The sequence below is a fragment of the Saccharomonospora amisosensis genome, assembly GCF_011761185.1.
Classification (GTDB): domain Bacteria; phylum Actinomycetota; class Actinomycetes; order Mycobacteriales; family Pseudonocardiaceae; genus Saccharomonospora_A; species Saccharomonospora_A amisosensis.
On record NZ_JAAOYM010000001.1, the window covers coordinates 1,459,121 to 1,485,250 of the forward strand.

Consider the following 26,130-nt stretch of genomic DNA (forward strand, 5'->3'; position numbering starts at 1 on the left):
ACGAGATGGCTGGGATGGCTGACAGGCTGCAGGACCGGATGAACGTCTCCGGCCCCGAGGGGGAACGGTTCGAGCAGATCCTCACCCCCTCGGCGCTGGAGTTCATCGCCAAGCTCGACAGCGCGTTCGCCGGGCGCCGCAGGGAGTTGCTGGACGCCCGGCGCCAGCGCAGGGAGCGGATCGCCTCCGGTGAGGAGACGCTCGGCTTCCGGCCCGAGACCCGCGCCGTGCGTACCGACGAGTCCTGGCAGGTGGCGTATCCCGCGCAGGGCCTGGAGGACCGCAGGGTGGAGATCACCGGCCCCACCGACCGGAAGATGACGGTGAACGCCCTGAACTCCGGCGCCAAGGTGTGGCTGGCCGACTTCGAGGACGCGACGTCCCCGACGTGGCGCAACATCATCGGCGGGCAGCTCAACCTGTACGACGCGATCAGGCGGAACATCGACTTCACCGACAACGGCAAGCGGTACACGGTCGGCGACGAACCCGCGACGATCGTGATGCGACCGCGTGGCTGGCATCTGGTGGAGAAGCACATCCGCCTCGACGGTAGGCCCGTCCCAGCCAGTCTCGTCGACTTCGGGCTGTACTTCTTCCACAACGCCCGCCAGCTCATCGCGCGTGGCAGCGGGCCGTACTTCTACCTGCCGAAGCTGGAAAGCCACGAAGAGGCGCGGCTGTGGAACGACGTGTTCTGCTTCGCGCAGCAGGAACTCGGCATCCCGCGCGGCACCATTCGGGCCACGGTGCTCATCGAGACGATCACCGCGGCGTTCGAGATGGAGGAGATCCTCTACGAACTGCGCGAGCATTCCGCCGGGCTGAACGCGGGCAGGTGGGACTACATCTTCAGCATCATCAAGACCTTCGGCGAGGCGGGTGCCGACTACGTGCTTCCCGACCGCGCGCAGGTCACGATGACGGTGCCGTTCATGCGGGCCTACACCGAGCTGTTGGTGCGCACCTGCCACCGGCGCGGCGCGCACGCCATCGGCGGCATGGCCGCGTTCATCCCCAGCAGGGACCCGGAGGTGAACGCCACGGCGCTGCGCAAGGTCCGCGAGGACAAGGAGCGCGAGGCCGAGGCGGGCTTCGACGGATCGTGGGTGGCCCACCCTGCACTGGTGCCCGTCTGCCGGGAGGTGTTCGACGGTGTGCTCGGCGGCTGGCCGAACCAGCTCGGCAAACTGCGCGAGGACGTCGAGGTCGGCGCGCAGGACCTGCTGAACGTGGCGAGCGCGGGCGGCGAGGTCACCGAGCAGGGCGTGCGGTCCAACATCAACGTGGCGTTGCGCTACCTGGACGCGTGGCTGCGCGGTTCCGGGGCGGCCGCGATCTTCAATCTCATGGAGGACGCCGCCACCGCGGAGATCGCGCGCTGCCAGGTGTGGCAGTGGCTTCGCAACGGCACCAAGCTGGACGACGGCACGCTGGTCACGCACGAGCTGGCCTGGCAGTGGCTCGAGGAGGAACTGGCTGACATCCGCGCCGAGTTGGGTACCGGAAACCGGCTGGACGACGCGCGGGAGATCTTCGCCGAGGCCGCGCTCGGTGAGAAGCTGCCCAACTTCTTCACCACCGCCGCCTACGCCCGTTACCTGACCGAGGCCGGCTGAATCCGGGGGTAGGAAACCGCGAGGCCACGCGGGCCGGGTGCCTGCGTGGTCTCGCGTCGTTCACGGCGTTTCCGGCAGCCGCCGAGGCGTCGCGGCCAGCAGGGTTCGTGCCGCGGCGCGGCTGGTGCGGGCCACCGTCGGGTCGCTCGACATCGCGGCCACCACGGTGGCCCCCTCGACCAGGGTGAGCAGTTGCTCGGCGAGCAGATCCGGGTCGGCGGCGCCCGCGTTCTCGGACAGCTCACGCAGGTAGCCGCGCACCGCATCCTTGTGCCGCCGGGCGGCTGCCGCGACACGCGGTGAGCCCGAGCCGAGTTCGCCGAAGGAGTTGATGAACGCGCAGCCGCGGAAGCCGGGTCGGCTGAACCACTCGTACAGCCAGTCGAAGACGGCCAGCGGAGCCTGCTCCGGCGTGGTGGCGGCGGCCGTGACGTGGTCGGCCAGCTCCCGCCGCCACCGCTCGTCCCTTCGCAGCAGGTAGGCCTCCACCAGACTTTCCTTGGAGGGAAAGCACTGGTACAGCCGCTTCAGCGAGACCGAAGAGCGCGCCCGGATCGCGTCCATCCCCACAGCCTGGATACCGCGCTCGTAGAACTCGGCCTCGGCGGCGTCCAGCAGTCGCCGCTTGGCCTCTTCGATGTCCATGCTTCCACCCTGGACCAGAGAACGATCGTTCTCTAGGCTGTCGGCATGAACTCACGCCCCCCGTTTCCCCCGTTCGACGAGACCGCAGCCGCGCAGAAGGTGCAGGCCGCCGAGGACGCCTGGAACACCAGGGACCCCGAGCGGGTCGCGCTGGCCTACACCGAGGACTCGGTGTGGCGAAACCGTGACCGCCACGTCGTCGGGCGCGCCGAGATCGTCGAGTTCCTGCGCCAGAAGTGGGAGCGCGAACTCGACTACGCGCTTCGCAAGGAACTGTGGGGGTTTCGGGAGAACCGGATCGCCGTGCGCTTCCAGTACGAGTGCCACGACCACTCGGGGCAGTGGTGGCGAAGCTACGGCAACGAGTTGTGGGAGTTCACGCAGGACGGACTGATGCGCCGCCGCGAGGCCAGCATCAACGATGTGCCGATCAGCCAGGAGCAGCGCAGGATCTTCGGGCCAAGGCCCGACAGCGAGAAGGGCGTGCTGCTGCCGGTGTTCTAGGTCGACGACGAACTTCGCTCACCCCAGTGCTGTGGCCTGCTGCCGCGCACTCGGTGATACGGGGACGTATCTCTTATCCGGCGAGGTCGGCAGAACTCGACGCGGCCTGCACTTCCCGGCGAGGTTGGCAGCGACTGAGGTACGGCCATGTTCATGGCGGAGGTTGAGCAAGCTGGGCCTGTGCAGGTGACAGTGGGTCCTGATGGTCGGGGGACGATCCCGGCGCCGTTGCGTCGAGCAGCGGCCGTTGAGCCTGGTCAGCGGCTTGTTCCTGATGTGGAGGACGGTCGGGTGGTGCTGGAGGAGTGGGGTCATCTACTGCGGCGTGTCCAGCACCGCGTCGCAGCGCAGACGAAAGGCCACTCCGGCAGTGCCGTGGACGAGTTGATCGCGGAGCGCCGAGCGGAAGCGGCACGGGAGGGCGCGAGCCGAACGCCACGGTGACCGACCCGGGCGTGGGCGACGCAGGCTCCGGCGTCGCGGTGACCGCCGATCGAGCCTGGGACGAACTGCACCTCGACGTCCGGGTGTGGTTGATTCACTGACAGGTCAACGATCCGGCCGCTGCGGGCCGCCCGTGGGTGCGCTCGGTTCCCCGTGCTTTGGCTAGCTCGAGATGCCCGAGCCGGTTGGCGAAACCCCGCGAGCGTGCGGTTTTCACTCCTCGGTGGCCTGCGCGACACCTGGCCGCCGCCTGGCAGGGGCAGGGTCTTGCCCCGACGGCGTCCGAACGTCCCGATGGGGAGGACCTCATGTCCGAGTACAGCGGCGAGCAAGGTCGGCGGTTCGACCGCAGGCGGTTCCTTGAGCTCAGTGGCGTGAGCACCACGGCGTTGTTGCTGGGCACCGGCGCCGTGCACAGCGGTGCGGCGCTGGCCTTCCCACCCGCGCTCGGCAATCCGTTCACGCTCGGGGTCGCCTCGGGGGACCCGTTGCCGGACGGGGTCGTGCTGTGGACCCGGCTGGCGCCCGACCCGCTGGCTGAGGACGGCAACGGCGGTATGCCACGGGAGCCGTTCGGGGTGCGCTACCAGGTTGCCGAGGACGAGCAGTTCACCCGCATCGTGGCGCGGGGGGCCGTCGAGGCCACTCCCGAGCTCGGGCACAGCGTGCACCCGGAGATCACCGGGCTGCGGCCGGGCCGGGAGTACTTCTACCGGTTTTTCGCGGGCGACGCCGTCAGCCCGGTCGGGCGTACGAAGACCGCACCACTGCCCGACTCCGCCGTCGAGGAGGTGAGGTTCGGACTCGCGTCGTGCCAGGCATGGACCGGCGGCAGGTACGCGGCCTACCGCGCGATGGCCGCCGACGACCTGGACTTCGTCGTCCACGTCGGCGACTACATCTACGAAGGCGGCGACACTCGCAGCCTCGCCGACTTCCGCGTGCTGCACGCGCGGTACAAGACCTCACCGGATCTGCGCGCCGCGCATGCCGCCTTCCCGTTCATCGTGACCTTCGACGACCACGAGGTCGACAACAACTGGGCGGGCGACATTCCGCAGGACTCCACACCGGACTTCCTTCAGCTGCGGGCGAACGCCTTCCAGGCCTACTACGAGCATCTGCCATTGCGGGTAACCGCCCGTCCCTCGGGCGCCGATATGACACTGCACCGGTCGCTGGCGTTCGGCGACCTGCTTTCCCTCACCGTGCTCGACACCCGCCAGTACCGCGACGACCAGGTCGAAGGCCGGTTCATCGCGCCCCGTGATCCGGACGCGCTCGCCCCTGGCAGGACCATGACCGGCGCGGAACAGGAACGCTGGCTGCTGGACACCCTCGCAAGCTCTCGGGCGCGGTGGAACGCGATCGCGCAGCAGACCATCATGGCGTTCTTCGACTACGACACCGGCCACGGCGTGAGCATCAACCACGACCAGTGGGACGGTTACGCGGCTGCCCGCGACCGGTTGTTCGCCTTCCTCGCCGACCGGCGACCATCCAATGTGGTCGTACTGTCTGGTGACTGGCACTCGGCATGGGTCAACGACCTCAAGGCCGATTTCGCCGATCCGGACTCCGAGACACTGGCTACCGAGTTCGTCGGCACGTCGATCAGCTCCGGCTGCGGCTGGCGCGACTCGGTGGCGGCCGCACTGGAGGCGAACCCCCACGTCCGGTTCTTCGACGGCGACCACCGCGGCTACACCCGTTGCACGGTGACGCCGTCGCAGTGGCGTACTGACCTGCTGGCGGTCAACCACCCTGCCGACCCCTCTGGACCGGCGTTCACGCTCGCGTCGTTCGCGGTGACCGACGGCGTCGCCGGTGCACGCCGGTTGGAGGGCGCGGGCGACGGCGTCGTCGGCCGGGTGACCGACGCCACCGACGGCACAGCCCTGGCTAACGTCGTGGTGCGGGCGAGCGCAGCCGACGGCACCGTGGTGAGCACCGGCACCACCGGCGCTGACGGCGAATACCGGCTGCTGGTAACCCCTGGCAGCTACGACATCGCCGCGACGGCGGGTTGCTACCAGACGGCGAGGCGCACTGCCGAACTGGCCGAGGGCAGGCTGCAGCGGGTGGATTTCGAGTTGCCCCGCGTTACCGGCGCGCTCGCGGGCACGGGCAAGCGGCTCGCCGGTGCGCGTGTGGAAGCGGGCGATTCGGACATCGTCATGGAGAACGCGGCACTCGCGATGGCCGTCGCGGCGGTGACCGAGGACGGGCAGCTGCTCGGCACCACGCGGGGGAAGGTGCTCGACATGGCCGTGCGAGGGCGGACCGACCAGCTCGACTGGATCAACCTGACCTATGCCTCCGCCGCGCAGCCACAGGGAACCGAGGCATGGCAGCAGGTCAGCGTCCGCAACGAGCATGTCGAGGTGGTGGCGGCCGGTCCGACGCGCGCGGTGGTCCGCGCGAGGGGCGCCTCCACCGACTTCGCCGCGCTCACGGTGACCACGACATACACGCTGGAGCCGGACAACTCCTGGGTGAGTGCCGAGTCGGTGTTCCGCAACACCGGCGGCGAGCCCGTCGCGGTGTGGGTCGGGGACGCGCTGGACCACGACGGGCCGGGGCAGCGCAGTGGTGTCGCCGGACACGGCACGATCACCACGCCGTACGGCAGCCCGCTGCGCTACGAGCCCACCGAGCCGTGGCTCGGCATGACCGGCACCGACCCGCAGACCTATGGCCTGATCTACGACGCCGACCCGGAGGGTCTGCTGGCCGCGGCGACGGGCAACTGGGTGATGAGCATGGTGCAGGTGCGCATCGCGCCCGGCGCCGAATACCTCCTGACCCGGCGCATCGTGGCCGTGGACCACGGCGGCGCGGCCGACCCGTTCGCCGTACTCGCGCAGCTGTACCGGCGGGCACGGTAATGCCCGCTCACGGCTCGAAGGCGTTTCCGGTGGCGATCTTGGGCCTGCCCAGCGTCGGTGGCCGCTGCACCGGTCGCGCCCGCCGGTAGACCCGTGCGGTCGCGGTGGCGATTCGGGCCCAGTCGAACTCGGCGGCCAGCCGTGACTGCGCGGCCAGCGCTCGGCGGCCCGCCGCGTCGGTGTCGGTGAGCACGGCGTCGACGGCGTCGACGAGCGCGGCGACGTCGCCAGGGGCGAACGCCAGCCCGGTCTCGCCGTCGACCACCAGCTCGCCCAGCCCACCGACGGTGGAGGCCACCAGCGGGGCCTTCGCCGCCGCGGCCTCCAGCGCGACGATGCCGAACGGTTCGTACCGGCTGGGCAGCACCACGGCGTCCGCGGCGGCGAGCAGCGCGCGCAACTCCCGGTCGGAAAGGTGACCGACGAAGTCCACCGCTTGCGCCAGCTCCAGCCGGTCCGCCTGCTGGCGCAGCTCCTCAAGGTGCCTGCCCTTGCCCGCCACTACCAGCCGGGTCCCCGGGTGCCTTCGCCGGACGGCGGGCAGCGCGTCCAGCAGGTCCTGCACCCCCTTCTCCCACTCCAGCCTGCCGAAGAACAGCAGCAGCGGCGCGCCGGTCCCGCCGTGTGCCTCGCGAGCCCTCCGCACCTGCTCGGCAGGTACCTGCCAGCCGCGCTCCTCGATGCCGTTGTGGATCACTGTGATGCTCTCCGGCGGCACCTCGAACAGTTGCGCGACCTCCCGCCGCATGGACTGCGAGCAGGTGATCAGCGCGTCCACCCTGTTGGCCAGCCACCACTCCACCGAGTGGATCTGCTGGTTGAGCGGGTGGGAAAGCCAGCCGGAGTGCCTGCCCGCCTCGGTGGCGTGGATGGTTCCCACCAGCGGCACACCGGCGGCCTCGGTCAGCGCGATCGCGGGATGGGTGACCAGCCAGTCGTGGGCGTGTACCACGTCGGGCCGCCAGCTTCGCAGCAGCGTCGTGCCCGCCCTGATCATCGCGTGGCCCATGGCCAGCGTCCAGGCCACCAGGTCCCGTTCGAACGTCAGGTGGGTGGGGTCCTCCGCGACCCGGATGATCCGTACCCCCTCGACCACATCGTCGGCCGTCGGGTGCGTCTCGGCGTCGGTTCCCGCTGGCTGCCTGCACAACACCACGACTTCGTGCCCGTCGAGGGCGAGATGTCTGGCCAGCGCGTGGACGTGCCGGGCAAGCCCCCCGACGACCACGGGCGGGTATTCCCACGACAGCATGAGCACGCGCATACATGGAGGTTACTCACCGGTTCATTAGCCCGTGGCGACGCGTCCGTGTTCTCATCGAGGTAATGACCGCCTCAGCGCCACTGTTCACACCCTGGGCCGAGCAGGTCGGCCCGGACAACGCCCTACCCGAGTACCCGCGACCTCGGCTGCGCCGCCCGCGCTGGCTCAGCCTCAACGGGCTGTGGGACTACACGGCGCGGTCGGCCGACGGCGCAACGCATTCAGGTGAGCGCATCCTGGTGCCCTACCCGCCCGAGTCGGCGCTTTCCGGTATCCGGCGCCGTGACGAGCACATGTGGTACCGAAGGACCTTCGACATCCCGCCGGACTGGTGGGGTGGCCGCGTGCTGCTGCACTTCGGTGCGGTGGACCAGGTTGCGACGGTGTGGGTCAACCACCAGCCGCTGGCAAAGCACGAGGGCGGTTACACGGCCTTCAGCGTGGACATCACCGACGTGCTGCGTGAGGACGCGGAGCAGGAGCTACTGGTGCGCGCCGACGACATCGGCAACCGAGGCACCTTCGGGGTCGGCAAGCAGGCCAATCGGCCCGGCGGCATCCTCTACACCGGCGCGTCGGGCATCTGGCAGTCCGTGTGGCTGGAGCCGGTGCCCGCGACCCATGTCGCCGCGCTCGACATCGGCTGCGACGAGGGGGGCCTCGACGTGGCCGCCACGGTCGCGGGCGACGGCGCGCGGGAGTTGGAGGTCATGGTCAGCGAGCCGGACGGCGGTGAGGTCGCCCGCGGCAGCGGTCCCTCGACCGAGCCGGTGCGCGTCGAGGTGCCGCGACCTCGGCTGTGGAGCCCCGACGACCCGTACCTGTACGACGTCACCGTGCTGCTGCGCGGGGAGCACGGCGAGCCGATCGACCAGGTGGAAAGCTACGCGGGGCTGCGCACGATCGGGCTGGTCGACGACGGGCAGGGCCGCTGCCGGATCGCGCTCAACGGCCGGATCACGTTCCTGCACGCGCTGCTGGACCAGGGCTACTGGCCGGACGGGATCTACACCGCCCCCACCGACGAAGCGCTGCGCAGCGACCTGGAGCGAACCAGGGAGCTGGGCTTCAACAGTGTTCGCAAGCACGTCAAGGTGGAGCCGCAGCGCTGGTACTACTGGGCCGACCGGCTTGGGCTGCTGGTCTGGCAGGACATCCCTTCGCTGCCGGTGGTGCTGGAAAACCCGCCCGGTCCGCAGCCCGCGCCGGTGACGAAGGCTCGCGAGCGGTTTGAGGCGGAGCTGTCCGCGATCGTCACGCAACTGCGCGGGGCAACCGCCGTCGTGGCCTGGGTGCCGTTCAACGAGGGGTGGGGCGAGTACGACACCGCGCGCATCGCGCAGCTGGTGAAGGCGGCCGACCCCACTCGGCTTGTGGTGGCCGACAGCGGGGTGAACTGCTGCCACTCCCACCCCGACTCCGGCGCGGGTGACGTCTACGACGACCACACCTATGTCGGGCCAGGCAGCCCGCGCGTCGACGGCGGCAGGGCCACCGTCGACGGCGAGTACGGCGGCGTCGGGCTGCTTCTGGAAGGGCACGTGTGGCCGGGTGAGCCGCTGGCCTACGAGATGGTGGAATCCAGGCAGGAGCTGACGCGGCGCTACGCGGAGGTGAGTCTCGATCTGGAGCGGGTGGTGCGGGAGGAGGGGCTCTCCGGCGCCGTCTACACCCAGACCACCGATGTGGAGAACGAGGTCAACGGCCTGCTCAGCTACGACCGCAGAGTGCTCAAAGTGGACCTCGCGGTGGTCGCGGAGCGCAACCGAGCGGTGATAGCGGCGGGCTCGTGGCCGCCGGGTTTCGCTGCCACCGAAGCCCGGCTGCTGAGCGTGCCCACCGAGGACACCGAGGACACCGAGCCGGACCAGGAAGCGCCCACCGGCGAGGCCGCTGGCTGAGCGGTGTCCACACCGGACTGTCCAGGTGCGGCCGCACGGCGACTCGATAAGGTCACCGGTCGCCGGAAAGCAGGTCCCTGGCGTCGAGTTGGCCGAAGGGGTTGTCCTGTGCGCGGAGCGTGGCCGCGCGCGCCGCGGCGTCGGGCGCGGCCGAGTTCAGCAGCCGGGCCAGTTCGTCGAACCGCTCGGTGTGCGCCCGCGCGCGGCCGCGCGCGTAGTCGGCCGCGGAATCCTTGGTGACCATGAACGCCCAGTCGCTCGAAAGCGCGAGCAACGCCTCGGTGACGGCCTGGTCGGCAGCCGGGTCGCGCACCGTTCCCCTCGGCCGCAGCGTGAGCAGCCGCTGCTGCAGTGCCGTGTTTGCGGCCACCATGTCGGAAACCTGCTCGCCGTCCCACACCCGCCAGTCCTTGCCCGAGCCCCACGACGAGGCGGGCAGTTCCACCGGGCCACCGAGATGCCCGGCTTCCAGCGCTCCCGCAAGCGTGGTGACCCGCACCCCCGCCTCGGGCAGCGCGCGCAGCACGCCTTCCAGCCAGGCTGGGCCCTCGTGCCACCAGTGACCGAACAGTTCGGTGTCGTAGGCCGCCACCACCAGCGACGGCCTGCCGTGCCGCTGCCGCAGCTCGCGCAGCCTGGACAGCACGGTGTCGACGAAATCCTTGACGTGCAGCCGCAGCGTGTCGGCGGCGAGTGCGGGATCGTAGGGTGCCTTGTCGGCGGGCGCCACGTGCTTGCCGGTGACCCGGGAGGGTTTGAGCCCCACCTCGTGAGCCCAGGTGTGGAAGTCGCGGTAGCTGCTGTGTCCCGGATAGCCCGACTTCGGCGACCACACCCGATAGGTCACCTCCAGGTCGCGACCGAAACAAACCACGTCCGAGGAGCCGACCGTGCGCGCCGCCGAGGTGTCCCCGCGCAGCGAAGGGCCGTCCACAAGGAAACGCTCGACACCGTCGGCGGCGTACCCGTCCTCCATGCCAGGTGCGTAGCCGCACTCCGGCGCCCAGATCCCGGCCGGGCGCGTGCCGATCCGGAGCGCGGTGTCCGCCAGCCCCCCGCGCAGCGCGAAGGAGCGGACCCGCTCGTCGAGCAGTGGCTGGAACGGGTGGGTGAGCGGTCCGCCGAGCAGCTCGACGACTTTAGAGTCCACAAGGGAGCGAAGTAGCGGTGAGAACCCGTGCGACCAAAGGGTTTCGAACTCCTCCGTGGCGGCACAAGCGGTGCGGTACTGCTCGGCGGCCAGTTCGGACAGCAACGCGTCACCGCGCCACAGCGAGGCGGCGTGCTGGGCCCGCAGTTGCCAGTGGCCCAGCCACTCGTGGAAGGTGCGCAGTGAGTAGGGGTCGTCCAGTTGTGCTGCCAGCACCGGGGTCACGCCCAGGGTCAGCACGTCGCGCTTGCCCTCGGCGGCGAACCGCCGCAGCAGGTCCACCACGGGAAGGTAGGAGTGCGCCCAAGCCTGGTAGAGCCATTCCTCGCCGACCGGCCAGCTGCCCTGGTGCGCCAGCCAGGGCAGGTGGCTGTGCAGGACGAGGCAGAAGGTGCCCTCGTACTCTGTCGTGGCCGTCACGGCCGCACCGCCACCGCGATCAGATCGAGGCTGGAGTCGAGGTCGTCACCGTCGATGGCGAAATCAGCCGCCCTGACCGAGGCCACGTCCGCGAGCAGTTCCCCGGGCCAGCTCGCCTGGCCCGGCATCGACCCCAGCACGACGTCGAGCTGGGCTTCGATGATCGACCCGCCGTGCCGGGCGTCCAGCTCGCGAAGGCGATCGCCGTGGCGAAGGCCGTGCAGCGATTCCACGGCGAACCCGGCGTCGGTGAGCAGCTCGGCCAGCTCGGCCGGGGACAGCTCCCTGGTGTGGTAGGGGTTCAGCGGGGTGGGCGAGTCCGGTGTGAAGGTGAGCCGGTTGGGGGTGGTCACCAGCAGCTTCCCGCCGGGCCGCAGCACCCGGTGGCACTCGGCGAGAAAGCCCTGCTGGTCCCACAGGTGCTCGATCACCTGCAGGTTGGCCACGACGCCGACGGCGGCGGTGCCGACGGGCAGGAACGCGAGGTTGCTCCGCACGGCGCCAAGCCGCGGGTAGTTGCGCGCCACATGGGTCATGGTGGGTTGGTCGTAGTCCAGCGCGACCACCCGCGACCCGGTGTCCGCTATCAGCGCCGCGCCGTAGCCCTCACCACAGCCTGCTTCCAGCACGGTCTCGCCCGCGCAATGGGGCAGCAGCGCCAGGTACGCGGCCTCGTGCCTGGCGAACCAGTAGTTCTCCTCCACGACCCCAGGCACCGTGCGCTCGCCCGTCAGGTGCAGGGTCTGCGCCCGGTTCGCGGCAGCAGTCGACACTCGCGCTCTCCCTCGTCGGTGGTCACGGATGCCAGGCAGCCGTGACCCGATTGGCGCTTACAGTGTGGGCGCTACGGTGATCCCCAGTGCACCGGGGCCGACGTGGGCGGCTATCACGGTGCTCGCCCGCACCACGACGATGTCGTTGAGGTTGGGGATGCGCTGGCGTAGCTGACCGACCACACTCAACTCGCGGTCGGTGGGCGCGGCGCACGCCACGGCGATGTCGACACCGGCGTTTCCCGCCCGGCGTACGGCGAGGTCGGTCAGCTTGGCCAGGGCGCGCTTGCCACCCGGAACCCGTGCCAGTGGTGCCACCTCGCCCTCCCGCACGGTCAGCAACGGTTTGATCGACAGCGCCGTGCCCAGCATGGCGGAGGCGGCCCCGATGCGGCCGCCCCTGCGCAGGTACTCGAGGGTGTCGACGTAGAGCAGTTCGCTGGCGCCGCGGTAGCGGCGGTCGGCCGCCTCGATGACGCGCTGTGGCGCCCCGCCCGCCGCGGCGGCCCGCGCGGCGGACAGCGCGGAGAAGCCCAGACTCATGCTGGTGGTTCCGCTGTCGATCACGTAGACGGGCACGCGTACCTGCTGGGCCGCCTCTCTGGCGGCCGCCACGGTCTGCGACATGCGGCTGGAGATGTGCAGGCTGACGATCGCGTCGGCGCCCGCGCTGACCGCGTCCTGATAGGTCCAGAAGAACGCGCCGGGGTCCGGGGGTCTGGTACTGACGGAGTGGCCCGCGCGCAGCATCTCGATCAGGTCCTCCCGGTTGAACCGGTTCTCGTCGTCGACGCGGCCGTCGGCGACGATCTGGACCTGCACTACCGAGATGCCCCACTGTGCCGCCAGTTGCTCGGGGATACAGGCGGTCGAATCGGTGATCACTGCTACCGGCACGTCCGGCAGGTTATCCCCTGTAACCACCCGTTTGAAGCAGTGTGTTGCAACTTTCGGACGCAACGGATCAACCGCACGTAGTTCCCGGTGCTCAGATCAGTTACCGGGACGATCGTCCCGGTAAAATGGCATTCCAGGTGAATGCCGTCACCTCGCGGAGCGGGCCCGGCCGAGGAGGCCCTAATCTACCGAGCAGTAACGCCTCGCGTGTGCGCCGAAGGAGATCCATGACCAACATCGTTGTCCTGGTCAAGCAGGTGCCTGACACCTACTCGGAGCGAAAGCTCGCCGAGACCGACCACACCCTTGACCGCGAGTCCGCCGACGCGGTGATCGACGAGATCAACGAGCGCGCCGTCGAGGAGGCGCTCAAGATCAAGGAAGCGGGCGAGGGCGAGGTGACCGTGCTGTGCGTCGGTCCCGAGCGCGCCACCGACGCGATCCGCAAGGCACTGTCGATGGGAGCCGACAAGGCCGTCCACGTCTGCGACGAGGCACTGCACGGCTCCGACATGCTGGCCACGGCCAAGGTGATCGCCGCGGCCGTCCGCAGGATCGAAGGCGTGGACCTGGTGATCGCGGGCAACGAGGCGTCCGACGGTCGCGGTGGCGCCGTGCCAGCGGTGCTCGCCGAGCTGCTCGGCCTGCCGCAGCTCACCCACGCCCGCCAGCTCACCGTCGACGGCGGCTCGGTGAAGGTCGACCGGGAGACCGAGGACGGCATCACGCACCTCGAGGCCAGCCTGCCCGCCGTGGTCAGCGTTACCGAGAAGATCAACGAGCCGAGGTATCCCTCCTTCAAGGGCATCATGGCCGCGAAGAAGAAGCCGGTGGAGACCCTGACCGTGGCCGACCTCGGTGTCGACGCGGGCGAGGTCGGCCTGGCCAACGCGTGGTCCACCGTCCTGGAGGCCTCGCCGAAGCCGCCGCGCACCGCGGGCCAGCGGGTGGAGGACGAGGGCGACGGCGGCGCCAAGGTCGCCGAGTACCTGGTCGGCCAGAAGATCATCTGACAGCACCGACAGACATCGACAGACAAGGAAACCAACTCATGGCCGAAGTTCTCGTCCTCGTCGATCACGTCGACGGTGAGGTCAAGAAGGTCACCTACGAGCTGCTGACGGCGGCGCGGGCGCTCGGTGAGCCCTCCGCGGTCGTGGTCGGCGCTCCCGGCACCGCGGGCAAGGCGAGGGAGTCGCTTGCGTCCTACGGCGCGGCGAAGGTCTACGCCGCTGAGTCCGAGGACGCCACCGGCTACCTGGTGACGCCGAAGGTCGACGCGCTGGCGGCGGTGGCAGAGCAGGCCTCGCCCGCGGCGGTGCTGGTACCCGCCACCTCCGAGGGCAAGGAGGTCTCAGGAAGGCTCGCCGCCCGCATGGGCTCCGGCTGGCTGGTCGACGCCGTCGGCGTCGGCGCCGACGGCACCGTGGAGCAGTCGGTCTTCGGTGGCGCGTTCTCGGTGAAGGCCAAGGCCGCCAAGGGTGTTCCGGTGATTTCGGTGCGTCCCGGTGCGGTGGAGGCCGAGCAGGCCGAGGGGGCGGGCGCCGAGGAGTCGGTGTCGCTGCCAGCCGTGGACCCGGCCAAGTCGGCCCGGATCACCGGTGTGGAGCCGGTGGTCGGTGGCGACCGGCCCGAGCTCACCGAGGCGTCGATCGTGGTCTCCGGTGGCCGAGGTGTCGGCTCGGCGGAGAAGTTCGAGGTCGTGGAGAAGCTGGCGGACGCGCTCGGCGCCGCGGTGGGCGCCTCACGGGCCGCCGTCGACTCCGGGTACTACCCCGCGCAGTTCCAGGTGGGCCAGACCGGTAAGACCGTCTCGCCGCAGCTGTACGTGGCGCTCGGCATCTCCGGTGCCATCCAGCACCGGGCGGGCATGCAGACGTCGAAGACGATCGTCGCGGTGAACAAGGACCCCGAGGCGCCGATCTTCGAGATCGCCGACTTCGGCGTGGTGGGCGACCTGTTCAACGTCGCCCCGCAGCTTACAGAAGAGGTCGCCAAGCGCAAGGGCTGACCGCTGTCGAGAACGGCCACCGGGACCTCGCGGCCCGGTGGCCGTTCTCGTGTCGGCGAACGCGGTTTTAACGCGTTGTGCAGCCGCAGGACACGATCGGCACTCCGCGGCTTCGCAATCCGGCGCGAGGATCGGCGCATGACACGGTCACAGCTACTCGCCAGCACTGACCGGACGGGCGCGGGTAACGCGCGGTACTCGCTGCTCGTCGCCCACGACAACGACGACGTGCTGGCCGCGCAGCGGCTGCGCCACCAGGTCTTCGCGGGGGAACTGGGTGCGCGGCTGCACACCACGCGGCAAGGCGTCGACGCCGACTACTTCGACGACTTCTGCGACCACCTGGTGGTTCGCGACGACAACACCGGTGAGATCGTCGGCACCTACCGGATGCTGCCGCCGCGGCGGGCAGCCGAGGCGGGGCAGTTGTACGCCGACCTCGAGTTCGACCTGAGCAGCATCGACCACCTGCGGCCGGGTCTTGTGGAGACCGGCCGTTCCTGCGTGCACGCCGACCACCGCAGCGGCGCCGTCGTCGGCCTGGTGTGGGCTGGTATCGCCCGGTACATGCTGCTTTCCGGACACCGCTACCTGGCCGGGTGTGCCTCGGTACCGCTCGCTGACGGCGGGATTCGCGCGGCGCAGGTGTGGGATCTGGTGTCGCACCGGCACTACGCGCCCGCCGAACATCGGGTGACACCGCTGCGACCCTGGGACACCGACACGGTCGGGCCTCGCCCTCGCGGCACCCTGCCGCCGCTGCTGCGCGGATACGTCCGGCTGGGCGCCAAGGTGTGCGGGCCGCCCGCGTACGACCGGGATTTCGATGTCGCGGACTTCTTCGTCCTGCTGGACCTGCAACAAGTGGACGAGCGGTACCTGAAGTTCTTCCTGGGAGCGCAGGTGTGAGCGGTATGGACCACCCCTGGATGCCCGTGTCGCCGTGCGGGCCGGGGTGCCTCACCCGCGAGGAGCCGGTGGTCGGCCTGCCCCGCCGCGCGGCGAGGTTCGCCCGCGCCGCCGCGGTGCTGTGCATGGCGTTGCTGCTGGCACCCTGCCTGGCTGTGCTTCCCGCCGACAGCAGGCGGCGCGCGGTGCGGCTGGTCTTCCGTGGCGTGCTCGCCGCGTTCGAGGTGCGCCTCGTCGTGCACGGCGACCTGGACTCGCAGGGACGCGGAGCGCTGGTGGTGAACAACCACATCTCCTGGCTCGACATCGTCGCCGTCAACGCGGTCCGTCCCATGCGCGCGCTCGCCAAGCGCGAGATCGCCCGCTGGCCGGTGCTCGGCTGGCTGGTCTCCCGCTCGGGAAGCATCTACCTCGATCGAGGCAGGCTTTCCACGCTGCCCGCCACGGTGGCGCGGGTCGCCACCGCGCTGCGGGAGGGCTCGCTGGTCAACGTCACGCCGGAAGGCACAACCTGGTGCGGGTCCGCGTCGGGGCGGTTCCGGCCCGCGCTGTTCCAGGCGGCCATCGACGGCGGTGTCGGCGTTCGTCCGGTGGCGCTGCGCTACCGCAGCGGTGAGGGAAGGCAGACCACCTGGCCCGCCTTCGTCGGCACCGAGTCGCTGATCGAGTCGCTGCGCAGGGTCGCGAGGTTGCGCGGGCTGGTACTGGAGTTGTTCGTGTGCCCCGAGATCGCGCCGGGCCGTGCCACCGACCGGGCGGAACTGGCGCGGCTGGCGCAGGCCGCCGTGCACGCCGCGCTTGGCACGACCGAACTGGTGCGGCCTGCTCGCGGCCGGGTGGTACGACCACTGCCCGCCGCGGTGTGATCGCCTCCACACCTCGCGTGCACGAACTGTCCGGTGCTGCCCGTATTCTGCCTACCTGAACCAGCGACCGCGTGCTGGACTGCGATGGAGGCGACGCGTGGCCATCGAGCTACTTGGGGGGCGTTACCGGATCGTCGACGTGCTCGGCCGTGGTGGCATGGGGCAGGTGTACCGCGCGCTGGACACCCGGCTCGGCCGCACCGTGGCGCTGAAACTGCTCACCGACACCGCCGACGAGCACCATGCCGACCGGTTGCGGCGCGAGGCCGAGCTGGTGTCGCGGCTGGCGGATCGGCATATCGTCGAGGTGCTCGACGCCGGCGAGGTCGACGGCAGGCTGTACGTGGCCATGCGGCTGGTGGAAGGTCCAGACCTGCGCCGCGTGCTCGGCCACGGCCCGCTGGAACCACGGCGAGCGGTGCGGATCCTTTCCCAGGTGGCCGCGGCGCTGGACTCGGCACACCAGGCCGGGATCGTGCACCGCGACGTGAAGCCGTCGAACATCCTGCTCGCCGAGCACGAGGGCGAGGAGGAAACGGGGGAGCAGGCCTTCCTCACCGACTTCGGGATCGCGGTTTCGCTCGTACCGGAGGCGACGCGGCTCACCAGGACCGGCAGCTACGTGGGCTCACTGGACTACATCGCCCCGGAACAGTTGCGCGGCCAGGACGTCACCGGCGCGGCGGACGTGTACTCGCTGGCGTGCGTGCTGTACGAGTGCCTCACCGGCAAGGTGCCCTTCCCCGCCGCCGACGCGGCCGCGAAGCTGGCCGCGCAGCTGAACGATCCACCCGCCGCGCCGTCGGTGTTCGACCCGAGAATCCCGCCCTCACTTGACCTGGTCGTGGCCACCGGTATGGACAAGGACCCCCGCCGCCGCTACGCGAGCGCGGGCGAACTGCTGGCAGCCGCCGACTCCGCGCTCGCCGACCGGGGACCTTCGGCGCCGCCTTCGGCCACCGCGCCCGGCGCGGCCGGGTCACCGGACGCTGGTGGCGACGAGGTGTTGCTGCGCGCCATCGTGTCGGCGGCACAGCGCCGACACTCGCTCCCCGCGAACGGCCGCGGCGGCGACGGCGAGCAGTGCCCCTATCCCGGCCTGCGAAGCTTCGACACGGGCGATGCCGCGTGGTTTCACGGCCGGGCCGCAGAGGTGACCGAGCTGCTGGTGCGGCTTTCCCGGCAGTTGACGGTGAAAGAACCGGTCGTCGTGCTCGGCGCCTCCGGAACGGGTAAATCCTCGCTGCTTCGCGCAGGGCTGTTCCCCGCACTCGATGCGGCAGGCTGCGACTGGCCGAGGGTGGCGCTGACCCCGGGTGACCGACCGGTGGAGACGCTCGCCACCAGGCTGGCCGCCGTGACCGGTGCGGACCCGGCCGCGCTGGCGGAGAGCATCCGGCGGCAGCCCGCCGCTTTCGGTGAGCATTGCACGCCGACTCGTGGTGAGCGGCCGCTGATCGTGGTGGACCAGTTCGAGCAGTTGTTCACCGACGGCGCGAGCGCCGCCGACCGCGCCGCGTTCTCCGAGGCGCTGGCCTGCGCCTCGCCCGCCGCCGTGATCGTCGCGGTGCGCGCCGATTACCTGCCCGACTGCATCGCGCTGGAGCGGCTGCGAGCCGGACTGGACAATCCGGTGGTGGTCGGCCCGCTCGGCCCCACCCGGCTTCGCGAGGTCATCACCGTTCCCGCCGCAGCAGCCGGACTGTCCATCGAGGACGGTCTTGTCGAACGGCTCGTCGCCGACATCGGTGCCGGAAACGGCGGCGTGGCCGAGCGGGGCGCGCTGCCAAGGCTCGCCCACGCGCTGCGTGAGACCTGGAACAACCGCGAGGGCGATACGTTGACGCTGGCGGGCTATCAGGCGACGGGCGGGGTCACCCGAGCCGTCGCGGTGAGCGCCGACCAGCTCTACCAGCGGTTGGACGCCGCGGCCGCCACCGCGTCCCGCTCGACCCTGCTGCGCCTTGTGAAGGTGCTGCCGGACGGTGCCATGGCCCGCCGCCGCGCCGACCGAGGCGAACTCGACCCCGACGCGGTCGCCCAACTGATCGAGGCCCGGCTGGCCACCGCGGACGAGGAGGGCGTGCGGCTGGCCCACGACGCGCTGCTGACCGCGTGGCCACGGCTACGCGAGTGGGTGGAGGCCGACCGCCAGGAACTGCTGTCGCGGCAGCGGCTGCACGAGGCGGCCGACGCCTGGCGAGAGGGAGGCCGCGACCGAGGCGACCTCTACCGGGGTGCCCGGCTCGCCGAGGCCGTCGAGAGGGCGCAGGCGCACGGCGAACTCACCGATGGCGAACGGGAATTCCTCGACGCCAGCAGGCGGGAACAGCAGCGCAGCACGAGGCGGCTGCGTGGGGTCGTGGCGGGCCTTGCGGTACTGCTCGTCGCGGCACTTCTCGCCACGGGGCTGGCGGTCAGCGCGCGCGACGACGCGGACACGCAGGCGCAGCTGGCACTGTCCCGGCAGCTCGCGGCGGAGTCGCTGGCGCTGGCGGAATGGGACCCGGTGGGCGCACGAAGGACCGCGCTGCGGGCGTGGCGCGCGGCGCCGACGGCTGAGGCGCGCGGCGCGCTGCTCTCGGTCGACAACGCCACCTACCCGGTGCGGCACGAGTCCGGGCTCGATCCGGTGTTCACCACCGACGTCAGTGCCGATGGTGGTTTGGTCGCGATCGGTGGAATGGGCCGGTCCGGCGCTGAGGTCGTCGTGTTGGACACCACCTCAGGCGAGCGGTTCACACTCGCCACGGGTCTGGGCTCGGACCCGGTGCAGGCGGTTCGGTTCTCCCCGGACGCGGGCATGCTCGCCGTCGCGGTTTTCGGCGAAGCCAAGGTCGGGGTGTGGGACGTGGCGCAACGTCGGCGGCTCGCCCGGCTCGACAAGGGTGCGGTGGCCCTCGGGCCGATCGCGTGGCGAGCCGACGGCACGGCGCTGGCCGCGCAGACCGCCGACGGTGCGGAAAGCCGCATCGGCGCGTGGAATCCGCGCACCGGGCGGTTTCAGCGCTGGCTGACCGGCGCCGCCCCGGACGGCCTGCTCGCCTTCGACCTGGCCTTCAGCCGGGACGGCTCACGGCTTGCGGTCGGCCGCATCGACGGCGCCGTGGAACTGTGGAATCCCGACAGCGGTGAACTGGTCCACCGCGACACCGCCCACTCCGACGCCGCGCCGGACGGTGAATCGACCATGCCCGCGAAACTGGCGTTCTCCCAAGGATTGCTGGCATCGGCGAGCATGGCGGACAACGACATCCGGCTTCGCGACGCCGCCACCGGCGAGCCCGTGGGCGAGATCGCCGACCGCACCAGACACACCAGCGACCCCACGCAGGGACCAGGCACCCTCGCCTTCTCCGGCGACGGTGCCTACCTGCTGACCGGCACCGGTGGCAGGGTCATCGTGTGGGACCCCGTTGACCGCACGCGGCTCGGGGAGTACCCGAACGGCCCTGGGCAGGGGCCGGTGGTGGGGCAGACCGTCATCGCGCTCGCCGCATCCGCCGACGGCAGCACCACCGTGGCGGCCCAGGTCGGTGGTGGCATCCTCAGCTGGCCCCGCAGCGGCGCCTGGTTCGAGCGGGCCACCGGGTCGGTGCTGGGCCTGGCGTTCCAGCCGGGTGGCACCCACGCGGCTGCCGTCGATGGCGACGGCAAGCTGTACACCTGGGACTACTCCACCGGCAGGGCAGCCGCGCCACGCGAACTGACCTCGATCGCCACCGCGGTCGCCTACGCCGGGGACGGCACCAGGGTGGTCGGCGCCCTGGACGGCGCCATCACGGTGGAACCACCGGGTGGAAAACCGCTGACGCTGGAACTCGGCGCCGAGTTCCGCGGCCACCTCGCGATCTCCGCCGACTCCACGTTGCTCGCCGCGGCGAGCGCTCGCTCGCTCGTCGACCAGCAGGGTTCGCGCATCCGGGTGTGGGAGTTGGCGACCGGGCGGCGACTGGCAGGGCTGGATGACGTGCCCGGCGGCGTGTCGGCGCTGGCGTTCAGTACGGACGGCTCCCGGTTGCTCGCCGCGAGCAGCGAGGAGCCGGCGCAGGTCACCGACAGCGTGGGCGGTGCCGCCGTGAGGTTGCTGAGCTGGCCCGCCCGCGACCTCACCGCCCGACCCACCGAGGTGGCCGTCGACAGCCCGGTGCTCGACGCGGCCTTCACCCCGGACGGCCGGAACCTGGTGCTCGCGTCGTTGAACGGGCACATCGAGGTACGCGACGCGGACACCGGACGGTTGCGCCGCGAGTTCGGCAACCATCCCTCCGCCGTGCGGGCGCTGGCGATCGCTCCTGACGGCTCCACGCTCGCGACCGCAACCACCGACGACGCGACGGTGTGGCTGTGGGACCTCGCCGAAGGCAGCCTGCTGGCGAGGCTGAACTCCGGAAATGGTTTCGAAGTCAACGACCTCGCGTTCTCACCGGACGGCGGCGTGCTCGCCAGGGCGGGCAGTGACACCGACGTGGCGATGTGGCGCATCGACACCGACGCGGTCGTCCAGCGTGTTTGCCGAAGCCTGGCCGAGGTGGGAGAGCCGACCGCGGACCTCGGCTGCGGCGGCGACTGAGCCCGCCGGGGCGGAACCTTCCGCTGCCGCCGACCACCCCCGCTGCGCCATCGTCTCCTTCGTGACGACAAGGAGCGGCGGATGAACCCGAAACAACGACGATGGCGACCGGCGGTACGCGCGCTCGTCCGTGCGGTGTCGCCGGCACGGCCTCGGTGGCATCGCGACCCGGGCAGCTCGAAGGTGATCTTGCGCAACGGTGGGGCGGCGCCCCGCCGGTCCCGAACGGGGTGGCGGCCGTGAGAGCGGTGATGCGGCACGGCTGGCGGCTCAGCGCGACGGTGACCGGGCTCGGCGCGGTCACCGTCGTGACGGTCCTGGTGCTGGCTCTGATGTGGACGTTCGGCTGGGGGTGGTTCTCCGCCACTACCGCCGAGCTGCGCGGCCAGCAGGCGCAACGCGAGCGCGTCGAGGCTGGGGGCGACTACCGCATCGCGGCCTACGAACACTTCTTCGACCTGTGCGCGGCCGTCCAGAGCAAGGAAAGCACCATCGCGCAACTGGAGGCGGAACTGCCCGGCGCGGATCAGCGGCGCGCCGAGCAGGTCCGGACCACGCTCACCGCCCTGCGTTCCAGCAGGGCTTCGGCCATCCACGAGTACAACGCCGACGCGCGCAAGGCGGCAACCACAGGCAGGTTCCGGGACCTGGGGCTGCCCCGCCAGCTCGACATCGAGGAGGAGACCTCATGCGTACCGCGAAGGTGAAGGCACTCGCCGGCGTGGTGGTGCTGCTGTTCGCGGCAGGCTGCACAACCGAGACCTCGCAGGACCACGAGCGCGCCAGGCAGCAGGGCGGCTACGACCGGCTCACCAGCGCACAGCCCGCCGAGCAGATGAGCTACAGCCCGACGAGGGAGACGATCAACTACTGGATCAAGACCTGGGACGAGCCGGAGAAGCTCTCCTACGTGTACCTGCTGGCGGGCAACGGTCAGCTGGTCGGCTACTACGTGTTCACCGGGCTGCCGGTGTCGTACTGCGCCTCGCTCACCCCGACCTACCGCTGGGAGGGGCGTGGCACCGAATCGCAGCCGGTGCCCGCGCCCGCCATGGACGGCGTCTACTACAGCGGGCAGGGCTCGTGTGAGACCTACTACGGCCGCGACGCCACCACCGGCTCCTATCTGGAGTACACGGTCGGCACCGGCATCAGCGCACTCGTCTACGAGGAACCGCTGCCCCGCGCGGACGTCGAGCCGCTCGGCTTCACGAAGGTGGAGGACGTGAAATGACCACGAACGACGCGGGCGGCACACGGCTGCCGTCGGGGCGCCGCGAAGCCGATCGCGAACTCGGCAAACCGGTTGTGGTGCTGTTGACACTGCTCACGCTGGCCAACGTCTACGCCATGGTGAGTGGTGTGGCACTGGTCGCCGACGAGTTCGAACACGGCCGCGAACTGGACGACCTGTCGACCCGGTTGGCGGTGCTGTCGCTCGTGGAGGCGGTGGTGTCACTGGCCTTCCTCACGGCGGCGTGGCTGCGGCGGTTGTGGGGTGTGCATGCCTACCTGGCCGTGAAGGTGGTTATGGTGCTGTTGATCTCGGTGGCGGCACGGCAGTTCGTGCCACTCGCGTTGCTGCCCGCACTGCTGGGGGTGCTGCTGTGGGCGGCGGTGCACCACGCGGGCTGGCGACCACGCGACCCGCGCTGGTGAACCGCGAGCGAGCCGGAGGAAAGGCCGATGTTGACAGTGACGATGCGTTCGCCCGAATTGCACCCGGTGGCGCTGACCTCGGGGGAGCGCCTGCTGTTCGGCCGGGCACCGCACGGCACGGCAAGGCAGCCGGGCCGGTACGCGGTGGCCGTGCCGGGCTGCGCCCCGCACGTGTCGCGGGTGCTCGCAGACCTGGTCGTCTCCGACGGCGCCGCGCGGCTGACGTGGCGCGGTGCGAACGAGGCGATGCTGTCCAGCCTGTTCGAGGCGCCGGGGGGCGCACGCAGGGTCACGCTGGTACGCGGAATGTCCACAGTGCTCGATGACGGTAAGAACGAGCTGGTTGTGTTCGGGGCAAAAGCGCTCGGGCAGCGCACGGCCGATCTGGCGCTGACCTTCCTGGTGGCCGGGACGCGTGGCCGAGGCGAGCCCACCGAACTGGAGCCTGCCGACGCCACCGGAACGGGCACCCCGGCCACCGCGGAGGCCCCGCAGGCGCTGACCCGCTACTCCAAGGTCTGGTTCGTCGCGCTCGCGCTGACCGAGCCGCTGCTGGCGGGCGAGGACGACGAGGCGCGGGTGCCCACCCACCAGGAGATTCACCGCAGGGTCAGTCACTGGAGAGGCGGCCAGGCGTGGAACCTCGCAGACCCGAGGCGGGTCGACGAGGCCGTCAAGAAGATCTCGCGGATCGCGTTCGGGGAGGAGGCCGACCCCTACACCGCCGCGCGGGACGGCAAGTTGTTCAACGCGCGGTTCGCCGTGGCGAAACGCGCGGCGCAGCGCAGGTTGGTCACCGCCGAGGACCTGGACGAGGTGGAACGGGCCGCGCGCGAGCGGCGGTGATCGGGTGCGAAGTGCTGAGCGAACGGCGTGATGAGCGAGCACGGCCTCACCGAAGCGGTCTTCGCCTTCACACCAGTTCCCGGATCACCTCGACGAGCATCGCCGTCAACGTGTCGAACGTCGATTCGCCCTCGGCGCCGGTGGCCTCGAAGGGCGAGCCGTCGCAGGCGGCTACGTCACGCAGCTGTGCCGTGTCGACGAGTTCGGGGCGTTCGGCCAGCACGAGTGAGGTCTCGCAGCGGCCCCCGTGGCACTGTCCGGCACGCAACTGCGCCGGCAGCCGCCGCGCTGCGGGGTGACATGCCAGGTCGAGGTGTCCGATGTGCTGGCCGCTTCGCAGGGCCACCGTGTGCACGGCGCGCCGCAACGTCGCCAACTGCTCCGGTGCGGCATGGCTGTCGACCAGCACGACCCGCGGCAGTCCCTGCTCACCGAGCGCGGTGCAGACATCAACGATCAGCGAGTGCAGTGTCTCCTGCCCGATTCCCACGGCACCGTTGGTTGCGGCCGCGCAGCGGGCCGCGCCGTAGCCGAGCGGGGGCAGGATCAGTACACGGACGTGCTCGTCGGTGGCCAGCCGCGCCGCCGCCCGCTCACACATGCTCTGCGAGATCAGCTGGTCCGTGCCCAACGGTGCGTGCGGCCCGTGCGGTTCCACCGCACCGATCGGCAATAGCAGCACCGGCACCCGAGGCCCCTGTCGCAGTGCCGCCACCTGCGGCGAGGACAGCTCCGCGAAACGCACGGGCCTAAGCTACTCAGCATGGCAGGCAGCGACCAGTCGCACGCGGCGGTGCCGGCGCACACCACGCCGCCGGACCACTCCGCGCTCACCTACACGTCCTACCTCGCGCTCGACGAGGTGCTCGCGGCGCAACGACCCAGGTCGAACGAACACGACGAACTGCTGTTCATCGTGATCCACCAGGTGTACGAGTTGTGGTTCAAGCAACTGCTGCACGAACTGGCGTTCCTGCAGCGGCGACTGGAATCCGGCGACACCCCGCACGCGCTGCGCACGCTGCGCCGCATCCTGACGGTGCTCAAGGTCGTCGTGGCGCAGATCGACGTGCTCGAAACGATGACCCCGAGCCAGTTCACCAGTTTCCGAGCCCGGCTGGACGCGGCGAGCGGCTTCCAGTCGGGCCAGTTCCGCGAGTTGGAGGCCGTGCTCGGCAGGCGGGACCCGAAGGTGTTCCAGCACTACCCTCCCGGTAGCCAGGCGCGGGACCGGATCGCGGACGCCATGTCGCGGCCCTCGTTGTTCGACTCGTTCCTGACCTACCTTCGCGCGCACGGCTACGACCTGCCCGCCGAGCGCGATGTGAGCCTGCCGCTGAGCCCGTCACCCGCGGTGCAGGACGTCCTGCTGCGGGTGTATCGCGACGACGCGGGGCCCGCCTCGGTCTGCGAGCACCTCGTCGATCTCGACGAGGGGTTGCAGGAGTGGCGGTACCGCCACGTCAAGATGGTGGAACGCACCATCGGCGACAAGACGGGAACCGGCGGCTCCTCGGGAGCGGCCTACCTGCGCACCACGCTGTCCACACCGGCCTTCCCCGATCTGTGGGCCGTGCGGAGCAGGCTGTGAACGGCCTGGCCGCGCACTACTCGCGGTTCCGCGTCGCCGACCGGCTACTGCTCACCGGCCACTCGCACCAGGCGTGGCCCGACGTCGCGAGGCAGGGGCTGCTCGAGGCGTTCGACGACGCCGCGAGAGACGTCGACGCCAAGTGGGAGGCGGCTTTCGCCAAGGCGGAGCGCGTCCGCGACGGCTTCCGTGGCTTCCTCGGCGAACCGGAGGCGCGGCTGGCTCTCGCCGCGAGCACCCACGAGTTGCTGGTGCGCCTGCTGTCCGCGCTGGAACTGCGCAAGCGCCCCCGGCTGGTGACCACGACGGGCGAGTTCCACTCCGCGCGCCGCCAGCTCGCGCGGCTGGCGGAGGAGGGCGTCGAGTTGGTCAAGGTGCCGACCGAGCCGGTGCCGACGCTGGCGCAGCGGCTCGCCGACGCCGTCGACGGGCGTACCTCGGCGGTGCTGGTTTCGAAGGTACTGTTCGAGACGTCGCGGATCGTGCCGAACCTGGGCGAGCTGGCCTCGGTGTGCGCGCGGCGGTCGGTGGAGTTGGTGGTCGACGCCTACCACGCACTGGGCGCGGTGCCGACCTCGGTGCCGGAGGAGGGCCTGGAGACCGCCTGGATCTTGGGTGGTGGCTACAAGTATCTCCAGCTCGGCGAGGGCAACTGCTTCCTGCGGCTGCCGGAGCACGCCGACGAGTTTCGCCCTGTGGTCACCGGCTGGTTCGCCGGGTTCACCGAACTGGCCGACACCGCTCGTGCCAGCCGCGTCGACTACCCGGCGGGTGCCGACCGGTTCGCGGGCGCCACCTACGACCCGGCCAGTCACTACCGCGCCGCCCGGGTCTTCGACTTCTTCGCCGAACAGGGCCTCACCCCAGCCCGGCTGCGCGAGAGCTACCTGCGGCAGAACGAGCGCATCGCGGCCGGGGTGGACGGGCTGGCGCTGCCGCAGGAGGTCGTGGCTCGCGAGAGGGACACCCCTCGCACCGAGTTCGGTGGCTTCACGGCGTTGCGCTGCGCCGACGCCGACGGGTTGCGCCGCGCGCTCGCGATGCACGGCGTGCACACCGACAGCAGGGGCCCATACCTGCGGTTGGGCCCCGCGCCCTACCTGTCCGAAGAGCAACTCGACACCGCGGTCGCCACGTTGGGCCGCGTCGCCGAGCGCTGAGGAGCGAAAC

22 protein-coding genes are annotated in these 26,130 nt (G+C 70.7%); 16 read left to right on the forward strand and 6 right to left on the reverse strand.

Going from position 1 to position 26,130, the window contains the following annotated elements; all coding sequences use genetic code 11:
• Positions 1–14: 14 nt before the first annotated feature.
• Positions 15–1,619, forward strand: a complete 1,605-nt coding sequence (aceB, locus tag FHU38_RS07200; protein WP_167167964.1) for a malate synthase A — start codon at positions 15–17, stop codon at positions 1,617–1,619.
• 60 nt (positions 1,620–1,679) lie between these two features.
• Here aceB and FHU38_RS07205 read toward each other — a convergent pair whose 3' ends face one another.
• Entirely contained in the window at positions 1,680–2,264 is a 585-nt protein-coding gene (locus tag FHU38_RS07205; protein ID WP_167167967.1) for a TetR/AcrR family transcriptional regulator, read from the reverse strand.
• A 45-nt stretch (positions 2,265–2,309) separates the two neighbouring features.
• Here FHU38_RS07205 and FHU38_RS07210 point away from each other — a divergent pair, with 45 nt between their 5' ends.
• From FHU38_RS07210 to FHU38_RS07220, 3 genes are all read left to right on the forward strand, one after another.
• Positions 2,310–2,768 (forward strand): nuclear transport factor 2 family protein, encoded by a 459-nt coding sequence (locus FHU38_RS07210; protein ID WP_167167970.1) that lies wholly within the window; start codon positions 2,310–2,312, stop codon positions 2,766–2,768.
• 180 nt (positions 2,769–2,948) lie between these two features.
• On the forward strand, positions 2,949–3,212 hold the full coding sequence (locus FHU38_RS07215) for an AbrB/MazE/SpoVT family DNA-binding domain-containing protein (protein ID WP_208415583.1): 264 nt from the start codon (positions 2,949–2,951) through the stop codon (positions 3,210–3,212).
• Between the two features lie 308 nt (positions 3,213–3,520).
• A complete protein-coding gene (locus FHU38_RS07220) occupies positions 3,521–6,100 on the forward strand; it encodes an alkaline phosphatase D family protein (RefSeq protein ID WP_167167973.1) in 2,580 nt (859 codons plus the stop codon).
• A 7-nt stretch (positions 6,101–6,107) separates the two neighbouring features.
• Here FHU38_RS07220 and FHU38_RS07225 read toward each other — a convergent pair whose 3' ends face one another.
• Positions 6,108–7,364, reverse strand: a complete 1,257-nt coding sequence (locus FHU38_RS07225) for a glycosyltransferase family 4 protein (protein WP_167167976.1) — start codon at positions 7,362–7,364, stop codon at positions 6,108–6,110.
• A 62-nt stretch (positions 7,365–7,426) separates the two neighbouring features.
• On the opposite strand from FHU38_RS07225, the gene FHU38_RS07230 reads away from it, so the two are divergent.
• Positions 7,427–9,265 carry a glycoside hydrolase family 2 protein gene (locus FHU38_RS07230; RefSeq protein ID WP_167167979.1) on the forward strand — a complete coding sequence of 613 codons (1,839 nt, stop codon included), beginning with the start codon at positions 7,427–7,429 and terminating at the stop codon, positions 9,263–9,265.
• A 52-nt stretch (positions 9,266–9,317) separates the two neighbouring features.
• Here the strand turns inward: FHU38_RS07230 and FHU38_RS07235 are convergent, their stop codons facing one another.
• The 3 genes from FHU38_RS07235 to FHU38_RS07245 are packed head-to-tail and all read right to left on the reverse strand — an operon-like array spanning position 9,318 to position 12,514.
• Complete coding sequence (locus FHU38_RS07235; protein WP_167167982.1) at positions 9,318–10,835, reverse strand: 1,4-alpha-glucan branching protein domain-containing protein; 1,518 nt, start codon at positions 10,833–10,835, stop codon at positions 9,318–9,320.
• A complete protein-coding gene (locus FHU38_RS07240; protein WP_167167987.1) occupies positions 10,832–11,608 on the reverse strand; it encodes a class I SAM-dependent methyltransferase in 777 nt (258 codons plus the stop codon). Before FHU38_RS07240 ends, FHU38_RS07235 begins: the two co-directional genes overlap by 4 nt.
• A 57-nt stretch (positions 11,609–11,665) precedes the next feature.
• Positions 11,666–12,514: a DegV family protein gene (locus FHU38_RS07245; protein ID WP_167175703.1), complete on the reverse strand. Its 849-nt coding sequence runs from the start codon at positions 12,512–12,514 to the stop codon at positions 11,666–11,668.
• Positions 12,515–12,732: 218 nt separating this feature from the next.
• On the opposite strand from FHU38_RS07245, the gene FHU38_RS07250 reads away from it, so the two are divergent.
• From FHU38_RS07250 to FHU38_RS07290, 9 genes are all read left to right on the forward strand, one after another.
• Positions 12,733–13,518 (forward strand): electron transfer flavoprotein subunit beta/FixA family protein, encoded by a 786-nt coding sequence (locus FHU38_RS07250; RefSeq protein ID WP_167167989.1) that lies wholly within the window; start codon positions 12,733–12,735, stop codon positions 13,516–13,518.
• A 38-nt stretch (positions 13,519–13,556) separates the two neighbouring features.
• On the forward strand, positions 13,557–14,516 hold the full coding sequence (locus FHU38_RS07255) for an electron transfer flavoprotein subunit alpha/FixB family protein (RefSeq protein ID WP_167167993.1): 960 nt from the start codon (positions 13,557–13,559) through the stop codon (positions 14,514–14,516).
• A gap of 138 nt (positions 14,517–14,654) precedes the next feature.
• Complete coding sequence (locus tag FHU38_RS07260) at positions 14,655–15,425, forward strand: GNAT family N-acetyltransferase (RefSeq protein WP_167167996.1); 771 nt, start codon at positions 14,655–14,657, stop codon at positions 15,423–15,425.
• Positions 15,426–15,430: 5 nt separating this feature from the next.
• Positions 15,431–16,291 carry a lysophospholipid acyltransferase family protein gene (locus FHU38_RS07265; RefSeq protein ID WP_167168000.1) on the forward strand — a complete coding sequence of 287 codons (861 nt, stop codon included), beginning with the start codon at positions 15,431–15,433 and terminating at the stop codon, positions 16,289–16,291.
• A gap of 97 nt (positions 16,292–16,388) precedes the next feature.
• Positions 16,389–20,864: a WD40 repeat domain-containing serine/threonine protein kinase gene (locus FHU38_RS07270; protein ID WP_167168003.1), complete on the forward strand. Its 4,476-nt coding sequence runs from the start codon at positions 16,389–16,391 to the stop codon at positions 20,862–20,864.
• Positions 20,865–21,103: 239 nt separating this feature from the next.
• Positions 21,104–21,571, forward strand: a complete 468-nt coding sequence (locus FHU38_RS07275) for a hypothetical protein (protein WP_167168006.1) — start codon at positions 21,104–21,106, stop codon at positions 21,569–21,571.
• Positions 21,553–22,098, forward strand: a complete 546-nt coding sequence (locus tag FHU38_RS07280) for a hypothetical protein (protein WP_167168009.1) — start codon at positions 21,553–21,555, stop codon at positions 22,096–22,098. The genes FHU38_RS07275 and FHU38_RS07280 overlap by 19 nt, the downstream gene beginning before the upstream one ends.
• A complete protein-coding gene (locus FHU38_RS07285; protein WP_167168012.1) occupies positions 22,095–22,523 on the forward strand; it encodes a hypothetical protein in 429 nt (142 codons plus the stop codon). The genes FHU38_RS07280 and FHU38_RS07285 overlap by 4 nt, the downstream gene beginning before the upstream one ends.
• Positions 22,524–22,550: 27 nt before the next feature.
• Positions 22,551–23,369 (forward strand): hypothetical protein, encoded by an 819-nt coding sequence (locus FHU38_RS07290; protein WP_243852208.1) that lies wholly within the window; start codon positions 22,551–22,553, stop codon positions 23,367–23,369.
• 67 nt (positions 23,370–23,436) lie between these two features.
• On the opposite strand, the gene FHU38_RS07295 is transcribed toward FHU38_RS07290, so the two are convergent.
• Positions 23,437–24,114 carry a creatininase family protein gene (locus FHU38_RS07295; RefSeq protein ID WP_167168015.1) on the reverse strand — a complete coding sequence of 226 codons (678 nt, stop codon included), beginning with the start codon at positions 24,112–24,114 and terminating at the stop codon, positions 23,437–23,439.
• Between the two features lie 18 nt (positions 24,115–24,132).
• On the opposite strand from FHU38_RS07295, the gene FHU38_RS07300 reads away from it, so the two are divergent.
• Positions 24,133–24,960, forward strand: coding sequence for a tryptophan 2,3-dioxygenase (locus tag FHU38_RS07300; protein WP_167168018.1), 828 nt, complete (start codon positions 24,133–24,135; stop codon positions 24,958–24,960).
• A complete protein-coding gene (locus FHU38_RS07305; protein ID WP_313886687.1) occupies positions 24,957–26,120 on the forward strand; it encodes a DegT/DnrJ/EryC1/StrS family aminotransferase in 1,164 nt (387 codons plus the stop codon). Before FHU38_RS07300 ends, FHU38_RS07305 begins: the two co-directional genes overlap by 4 nt.
• The last annotated feature ends 10 nt before the right edge of the window (positions 26,121–26,130 follow it).

Bases quoted from the DNA above. Each gene is read 5' to 3' on its own strand.
- aceB (WP_167167964.1), top strand. From the start codon at position 15: ATGGCTGACAGGCTGCAGGACCGGATGAACGTCTCCGGCCCCGAGGGG.
- FHU38_RS07205 (WP_167167967.1), bottom strand. From the start codon at position 2,264: ATGGACATCGAAGAGGCCAAGCGGCGACTGCTGGACGCCGCCGAGGCC.
- FHU38_RS07210 (WP_167167970.1), top strand. From the start codon at position 2,310: ATGAACTCACGCCCCCCGTTTCCCCCGTTCGACGAGACCGCAGCCGCG.
- FHU38_RS07220 (WP_167167973.1), top strand. From the start codon at position 3,521: ATGTCCGAGTACAGCGGCGAGCAAGGTCGGCGGTTCGACCGCAGGCGG.
- FHU38_RS07225 (WP_167167976.1), bottom strand. From the start codon at position 7,364: ATGCGCGTGCTCATGCTGTCGTGGGAATACCCGCCCGTGGTCGTCGGG.
- FHU38_RS07230 (WP_167167979.1), top strand. From the start codon at position 7,427: ATGACCGCCTCAGCGCCACTGTTCACACCCTGGGCCGAGCAGGTCGGC.
- FHU38_RS07250 (WP_167167989.1), top strand. From the start codon at position 12,733: ATGACCAACATCGTTGTCCTGGTCAAGCAGGTGCCTGACACCTACTCG.
- FHU38_RS07255 (WP_167167993.1), top strand. From the start codon at position 13,557: ATGGCCGAAGTTCTCGTCCTCGTCGATCACGTCGACGGTGAGGTCAAG.
- FHU38_RS07260 (WP_167167996.1), top strand. From the start codon at position 14,655: ATGACACGGTCACAGCTACTCGCCAGCACTGACCGGACGGGCGCGGGT.
- FHU38_RS07265 (WP_167168000.1), top strand. From the start codon at position 15,431: ATGGACCACCCCTGGATGCCCGTGTCGCCGTGCGGGCCGGGGTGCCTC.
- FHU38_RS07280 (WP_167168009.1), top strand. From the start codon at position 21,553: ATGCGTACCGCGAAGGTGAAGGCACTCGCCGGCGTGGTGGTGCTGCTG.
- FHU38_RS07285 (WP_167168012.1), top strand. From the start codon at position 22,095: ATGACCACGAACGACGCGGGCGGCACACGGCTGCCGTCGGGGCGCCGC.
- FHU38_RS07290 (WP_243852208.1), top strand. From the start codon at position 22,551: ATGTTGACAGTGACGATGCGTTCGCCCGAATTGCACCCGGTGGCGCTG.
- FHU38_RS07300 (WP_167168018.1), top strand. From the start codon at position 24,133: ATGGCAGGCAGCGACCAGTCGCACGCGGCGGTGCCGGCGCACACCACG.